Below are 6,729 nucleotides of genomic sequence, written 5' to 3'. Positions count from 1 at the left end.
GGGTTGGGTTGGGTTGGGTTGGGTTGGGTTGGGTTGGGTTGGGTTGGGTTGGGTTGGGCAGAATCCCATTTACAGCTCTAAATTATGAGCAATAACAAATGTGTATATCTTTATGTATAACCAGCGTAGACAGAAAAAATAATATAATTATAAATCAGATGCTTGCATTTATTTTACTATTCCTGCAGGGGACGCCATTTCATAGTTCGCCCACTTCCGACACCTTTCGCTTACAATCAGACATGGCACTGGTTTTTCGTTCCCATTTCTACTTGCCGTATACCAGCTTTATGCATGGGAAATTTCGGATGAAGAAAGATAATCTGTCTCAACATGCACACTGTAGGCGCTAAAATTATTACTTTCGTTACTACTTAACACCACTAAAAGTGACTTAATTGACACACAACGTCAAAAGGCACAAAATTCATCATTAATAATGTCATTTATTGTATTACTGTTTTATGGATAATGTTAAATGTATAAGACAAGATATCCTTATTCATTCCATTTTTATCGCCACGCCCGTTTAGCGATTTGTTATCCTGCCAGATTAGATACAAATGACTCACTTCAGAAATTAAAAAACACACTTATTGATGGCTTAGCTTTTTACCTTACAAAGGGCTATATAGATCCATATTATTTCAACCCTGACTGCGAAGATGAAGGTTCAGAAGAGGCTGATCGTTATCTGAGTAAGCTTGATATGATCGATATAGAAGCATCAATGTATTTCAGAAAGAAAATAGTAGAATCGACGTTTATAAAGAATGGACTTTTCAAATCCTTTTGCCTGGATAGACTGCTTCTGTCAGATAATCATAATTCCTATGCAATGGATTACTTAGCTGAAAACCATACACGTTTATCGTTACACCCATTAAGAGCTGCAATGTTTCATTTGATTTGCACTAAAAATGATTTTTCTAATCCTAACGATATGCCTGCCGAACTCATCTCAGGCCTGAAAAACCGTTATAACAAAATTATAGAAGAGAACAAAGTACCGCGCTATCAGGAGTTGTCAGCCTGTGAGATATTTTCAGATTTTGAAATATTTGAGCTTAACACCGAATATGAGGCTTTCTGTAAAGCCTGGCCATAGCAGTCATTTTTTAGAGGAGATCTTAATATTATTAAGACCCACATCAGAACATATATTTAAGCCTTCACGCCTAAAAGTTTAAGCAATTATACTTTTACCACTCACTCATGGAGCAGGCTGTATATTGCGCGCCCTTCAATATTTCCTTTTAAATCACACGCAAACTCAACACCTCCCTAACACAACATCAATATGCTTTTATTTAATTCACAAAAAATCATCATATTTTCACAACTGACAACATTTCACCCCTGATTAAGAATAGCGCCTGGTTCCGTTATTTATTTTAAACGCTATGATATTCCGCCGTTAAATAAATACGTAACGGTCATAGTGTAAATAAGGACAAATAATATGTTGAGAAAAAGTGCGGCTGAATTTTTCGGCACATTCTGGCTGGTGTTTGGAGGCTGCGGGAGCGCGGTGCTTGCCGCCGCGTATCCTGAGCTGGGCATTGGTTTTACGGGGGTTGCGCTGGCGTTTGGTCTGACCGTCCTGACCATGGCGTATGCCGTAGGGCATATTTCCGGCGGTCATTTTAACCCGGCCGTCACGCTGGGTTTATGGGCGGGTGGACGTATTACCTTTCAGGATGTCATTCCTTACATCATTTCCCAGGTCATTGGCGGTATTGCCGCGGCGGGCGTGCTGTATGCGATTGCCAGCGGTAAACCGGGCTTTGACGCCGTCGCGAGCGGCTTTGCCGCCAACGGCTATGGCGAACACTCGCCGGATGGCTATAGCCTTTCGGCTGCCATCCTGACTGAGCTGGTACTGACGGCGTTTTTCCTGCTAATTATCCATGGCGCAACGGATAAAAACGCGCCGGCGAAATTTGCGCCACTGGCGATTGGTCTCGCCCTGACGCTGATTCATCTCATCAGCATTCCTGTCACCAACACGTCGGTGAACCCAGCGCGAAGCACCGCTGTCGCTATTTTCCAGGGCGGCTGGGCTTTACAGCAACTGTGGGTTTTCTGGCTCGTACCGATTGTGGGCGGCGTAGTGGGCGGCCTGATGTATCGCTTCCTGTTGCAGAGCAAAGACTAAATACTGTCATTTGCTGCGGGCAAATCGGTATTATTGAGCGCCTGGTATAAACGCTACACGTCTTTATTTAAAAGCCCCGAAAGGGGCTTTTTATTGTTCGGAAATCTTTGCTGTGGTGAATTTATGGCGTCGAAAATCTTACTTCAATAATGCGTTCTCGTTTACGGGGAATATCGCCACGATAACACCATAACCCCCCTAAAAAACCCGCTTTACCTCGCCATAAAAAAACCCACCGCAGTAACGGTGGGTTTTCGGCATGTCCGAAAAGATAGATGATAAGAATTAACTGAATACCATACCGCCGTCGATCAGCAAGGACTGACCGGTCATGTAGTCGGAATCCGGGCCTGCCAGGAACGAAACGCAGGCAGCGACATCTTCCGGCTCGGAGAGGCGGCCAAGCGTGATGCGTTTGGCGAACTCTTCGGTGCCGTAGCCGAGCGGTTTGCCAGCGGCTTCGGAGATCTGACGGTCGATTTCCGCCCACATCGGCGTTTTCACAATGCCCGGGCAGAAGCCGTTGACGGTGATGCCGAGCGGCGCTAAATCGCGCGCGGCGGTCTGGGTCAGGCCGCGCACCGCGAATTTACTGGAGCTGTAGACCGCGAGCTCCGGGTTGCCGACGTGGCCCGCCTGCGAACAGGCGTTGATGATTTTCCCGCCGTGGCCTTCGGCTTTGAACGCTTCAATCGCCGCCTGCATGCCCCAGATAACGCCTTTGACGTTGATATTGTAGACCCTGTCGATCACCTCTTCGGTGATGGTCTCAATCGGCGTTGACGGCGCGATACCGGCGTTGTTGACGATAACATCGAAGCCGCCAAGCGCTTTACGGGTCTGCTCTACTGCGGCAAACACCTGGTCGCGTTTCGAGACATCCACGGTCACCGCCACGGCGCTGCCGCCCTGCTCGTTGATTTCCTGCGCCACGGCATTGGCCGTTTCGGTGTTGTAATCGGCAATCGCGACCGCAAAACCGTCTTTGACCAGTCGGAGGGCGATGGCTTTACCAATCCCCTGCCCTGCGCCGGTCACCAGTGCTACTTTTTTCATAATCCGTTCCTTTTGGTAAGTCAGAGAATCTGGCTGAGATGGAGCTGTCCCATCAGCAGCGGGTTATCGCTGTAGTCCACCGGAATGGCGACCACCGCCGGCCCGTCGACATCCATCGCGGCGCGCAGCGTCGGCTCCAGCGCCTCAGCGCTTTCCACCGCGAACCCGGCCGCGCCGAACGCTTCGGCGTAAACTTTGAAATCCACCGGCCCGAAGCTCACCCCTGAAAGCCGCTGGTATTTTTTCTCTTCCTGAATCGCCACCATGTTGTAGGCGTTATCCACCCAGATGATGTGCAACACGTTGGCTTTGAGGCGCACCGCGGTTTCCAGCTCCATGCTCGATTGCAGAAAACCGCCGTCGCCGGAAACAGAAACCACTTTGCGCGACGGATCCACCAGCCATGCGCCGATGGCCCACGGCAGCGCCACGCCCATGGTCTGCTGACCGTTCGAAATCATTACCTGGCGGGCGCGGAAGCTGTAGAGATAGCGGGCGATCCAGATATGGAAACTGCCCATGTCTACGGTCAGCGTCACGTCGTTGTTAATGATGTCCTGCATGGCGCGCACGATACGCAGCGGATGCAGGGCGAACTGGTTTAACTGCGCGCCCCGGCGCGCCAGCAGCTCGCGCTGGTTCTGACGGTCGATCAGGATTTCAGAGGCGCGGTCGCTTAACACCAGCGGCTGCTCGATGCGCCCGGCCAGTTTTTCCAGCGTGCCCGCGATATCCCCCACCAGCTCGATTTCCGGCGCATAGTGGCTCTCTTCATACGCTGGCAGCACGTCGATATGCACCAGCGTGGCGTTACCACAGTTCCACATGGCAGGCTCATATTCCACCGGGCTGTAGCCGATGCAGATAATGAGATCCGCCAGATGCAGCAAGCGGTCGCCCGCCTGGTTGTTGAAAAGCCCGACGCGGCCCGCAAAGCGCGTGAAGTGCTCCTGATTGACCGCGCCCGCCGCCTGATAAGTGCTGGTAACGGGAATATGGCTTTTCTCCAGCAGGCGATGCAGCGCGCGGCTGTTCTCCGGCTGGCTCGCCATCAGGCCCAGCAGGATGACCGGGTTTTTAGCGTTGCGAATCAGCCCGGCGACGTGGTCGATACACACATCCGGCGCTGGCCCCAGTTTCGGCGCGTTGCCCGCAGGCAGAATGTTGCCCTGCGCCGGTTGGTCAACGATATCCTGCGGCAGGCTGACAAAGGCGCTGCCCGGTCTGCCGTGCTCCGCCACGCGAAAGGCGTTAGAAACCACTTCGGCGATAGCGTCCGAGGACGAGACTTCAACGGAATATTTGGTGACCGGGCTGAACATCGCCACGGTATCCATGCTCTGATGCACCTGGCGTGCTTTATCCGCGCGCTTAACCGCCCCGCCGAGCGCGACCACCGGGTCGCCTTCGCTGTTGGCGGTCGCCATGCCGGTGATGAGATTGCTGCACCCCGGCCCGGAGGTGACCAGCGCGACCCCGGCTTTGCCAGTGATACGCCCGACGGCGGCAGCCATAAACGCCGCGTTCGCCTCGTGGCGCACCGGAATAATCTGGATGCTGGAATCCAGCAGGGAGTCGAAAACTTTATCGATTTTCGCGCCGGGAATGCCGAAGACCTGTTTTACGCCCTGGGCCTCAAGCTGGCCGACCACCATGTCAGCGCCGTGCGCCCACTGGCGCATCCGGTTTTCGTTATCCATGATATTTCCCCTTTCTGACTGTTAGTTTTCAACCGAGCGGATGGCCGCATCAAGATTGTCGGGATGCAGGTTGGCGTTGAGGAACGCCGGGTCCGACGGCAGATCGATCATCAGTTTGTGGATCTCCCCGAAGGTGAGAACGCCGTGCTCTAACTGGTAGTCGAGCAGATGTCCGCCGCCCTGACGATCGTCGGTGATGAAATGTTCGTGGTAACCCGCGACGTTAATGCCCTGCATATGCTGCGGCGTGCGAAACCCGACTAACACGCCGTCGCGACCGTCGAAGCGGAACACCGGCTGGTCGTCCAGCACATCGGTCATCGCGCGGTACGGCGGCGTCTGGCGCGGCACCGTGCGGGTGTGGGCATGGCGGAAGTGGCCGTCGATGCGCAGCGCGCAGAAGACGTTGTCGGACGGCACCTGGCGGTCGATCACGTCGTGAATTTGCTGGCGGCTCATCGGCCGGTCAAAGCGCTGGCGGTAGTGCGGTTTAAACCAGGTCATTACCGCGAACGGTGTTTTCTGGTCGGGCTGCGCTTTACGGGCGCTGCCGTCGGCGCGCAGCTGGTGAACCTCATGGCTGAAGGCAATTAATTCGCCGTCCAGCTCGTTAAAGGTGCCAAGGCCAAAATCGCCTTTGGTCAGGAGATCAGCAATGGTGGTATTTCCTTCGTAAACCCCACTGAGCAATGCGCTCATCATGGATGTTTGATATATCACACATTCTGTATCTTTTTCCCGCAGCGCCCGCACGGTTTCCAGCAAGCTTTCCTCGCAAGAACAATCGGTTGCATGGCTCATCGCACTGATCCTCACTCATATTTCGTAAGAAAGATTAATCAAATGTTGACGCGATTCAGCGCAGGGTTCCAATATAGAAAGCATCCCGGTTTGAGTCGTATTTGATATGGAACTTCGATATTTGCGTTATTTCGTGGCGGTAGCCCAGACGCGACACTTCACCCGTGCCGCTGAATTACTGGGTATTTCTCAGCCGCCGCTCAGCCAGCAGATCCAGCGCCTTGAGCGCGAAGTGGGCACGCCGCTGCTGCGTCGCCTGACGCGCGGCGTGGAACTTACCGAGGCCGGCGAGGCCTTTTATCAGGACGCGTGCCAGATACTGGCGCTTAGCGACGCGGCGCTGGAGAAAACCCGCGGCATCGCACGCGGCGTTAACGGCACGCTGTCGGTCGGCATCAGCAGTTCTAATGCTTTTCATCCGCGTATTTTTTCCCTGCTGCATGAATTTCAGCACCGTTATCCGGCGATTACGTTGCTGCAACAGGAGGCGAATATGGCCTCGCTGATGCACGATTTGCAGGAAGGGTTGCTGGACGCCGCGTTTGTCCGCCTGCCGTGTGAGAGCAGCAAAGCGTTTAACCTGCGTCTGATTGACGTGGAGCCAATGGTGGCCGCGCTGCACCGCAGTCATCCTCTGAGCGAGCGCGATGAAGTGGCGCTGAGCGAGCTGGCCGGCACGCCGCTGGTACTCTTCCCGCATGAAGTGGCGCCGGGGCTCTATGAACTGGTGTTTAACGCCTGCCTGCGCGCGGGGCTTGCGCCTGCCGACAGCCAGCAGGCGTCGCAGCTCTCCTCCTCGCTCAGCATGGTGGCGGCCGGGTTTGGCTTCGCGCTGGTGCCGGTGTCGATGCAGTGCATCGGGCACCCGGAGGTAACGTTCCACCGGTTAAGCGATCAGATGCTAAAAACCGATATCGCGCTGGCCTGGCGCAAGTTTGAGCGCTCGCCGTCGGTGCGCCGCCTGGTGGAGATGTTCTGAGCGCCAGAATCGCCTGAATTCACGCGAAAAAGAGG

6 protein-coding genes are annotated in these 6,729 nt (G+C 54.0%); 3 read left to right on the top strand and 3 right to left on the bottom strand.

Annotation, left to right across the window (positions count from 1 at the left end; all coding sequences use genetic code 11):
• The first annotated feature begins 478 nt into the window (after positions 1-478).
• Together G6041_RS21520 and aqpZ are read left to right on the top strand one after the other, a co-directional pair.
• Entirely contained in the window at positions 479-1,108 is a 630-nt protein-coding gene (locus tag G6041_RS21520; protein ID WP_012124119.1) for a hypothetical protein, read from the top strand.
• 354 nt (positions 1,109-1,462) lie between these two features.
• Positions 1,463-2,158 carry an aquaporin Z gene (gene aqpZ / locus G6041_RS19480; RefSeq protein WP_012124117.1) on the top strand — a complete coding sequence of 232 codons (696 nt, stop codon included), beginning with the start codon at positions 1,463-1,465 and terminating at the stop codon, positions 2,156-2,158.
• Positions 2,159-2,443: 285 nt separating this feature from the next.
• Here the strand turns inward: aqpZ and G6041_RS19475 are convergent, their stop codons facing one another.
• Genes G6041_RS19475 through budA form a run of 3 tightly spaced genes read right to left on the bottom strand, consistent with a single transcriptional unit; the run spans position 2,444 to position 5,715 of the window.
• Positions 2,444-3,214 (bottom strand): (S)-acetoin forming diacetyl reductase, encoded by a 771-nt coding sequence (locus G6041_RS19475; protein ID WP_012124116.1) that lies wholly within the window; start codon positions 3,212-3,214, stop codon positions 2,444-2,446.
• Positions 3,215-3,234: 20 nt separating this feature from the next.
• On the bottom strand, positions 3,235-4,914 hold the full coding sequence (gene alsS / locus G6041_RS19470; protein WP_012124115.1) for an acetolactate synthase AlsS: 1,680 nt from the start codon (positions 4,912-4,914) through the stop codon (positions 3,235-3,237).
• A gap of 21 nt (positions 4,915-4,935) precedes the next feature.
• On the bottom strand, positions 4,936-5,715 hold the full coding sequence (budA, locus tag G6041_RS19465) for an acetolactate decarboxylase (protein WP_004388539.1): 780 nt from the start codon (positions 5,713-5,715) through the stop codon (positions 4,936-4,938).
• Positions 5,716-5,821: 106 nt separating this feature from the next.
• Between budA and G6041_RS19460 the strand changes: the two genes are divergently transcribed.
• Positions 5,822-6,694 carry a LysR family transcriptional regulator gene (locus G6041_RS19460; protein WP_012124113.1) on the top strand — a complete coding sequence of 291 codons (873 nt, stop codon included), beginning with the start codon at positions 5,822-5,824 and terminating at the stop codon, positions 6,692-6,694.
• The last annotated feature ends 35 nt before the right edge of the window (positions 6,695-6,729 follow it).

The organism is Cronobacter sp. HA18003, assembly GCF_011605905.1.
GTDB lineage: Bacteria > Pseudomonadota > Gammaproteobacteria > Enterobacterales > Enterobacteriaceae > Cronobacter > Cronobacter sakazakii.
Note: the sequence above shows the minus strand (reverse complement) of the source record. Positions and strands in the feature narration are given on the sequence as shown.

What these genes read in the sequence shown, in the direction of transcription:
- G6041_RS21520 (WP_012124119.1), top strand. Translation starts at nt 479, where the DNA reads ATGTATAAGACAAGATATCCTTATTCATTCCATTTTTATCGCCACGCC.
- aqpZ (WP_012124117.1), top strand. Translation starts at nt 1,463, where the DNA reads ATGTTGAGAAAAAGTGCGGCTGAATTTTTCGGCACATTCTGGCTGGTG.
- G6041_RS19475 (WP_012124116.1), bottom strand. Translation starts at nt 3,214, where the DNA reads ATGAAAAAAGTAGCACTGGTGACCGGCGCAGGGCAGGGGATTGGTAAA.
- alsS (WP_012124115.1), bottom strand. Translation starts at nt 4,914, where the DNA reads ATGGATAACGAAAACCGGATGCGCCAGTGGGCGCACGGCGCTGACATG.
- budA (WP_004388539.1), bottom strand. Translation starts at nt 5,715, where the DNA reads ATGAGCCATGCAACCGATTGTTCTTGCGAGGAAAGCTTGCTGGAAACC.
- G6041_RS19460 (WP_012124113.1), top strand. Translation starts at nt 5,822, where the DNA reads ATGGAACTTCGATATTTGCGTTATTTCGTGGCGGTAGCCCAGACGCGA.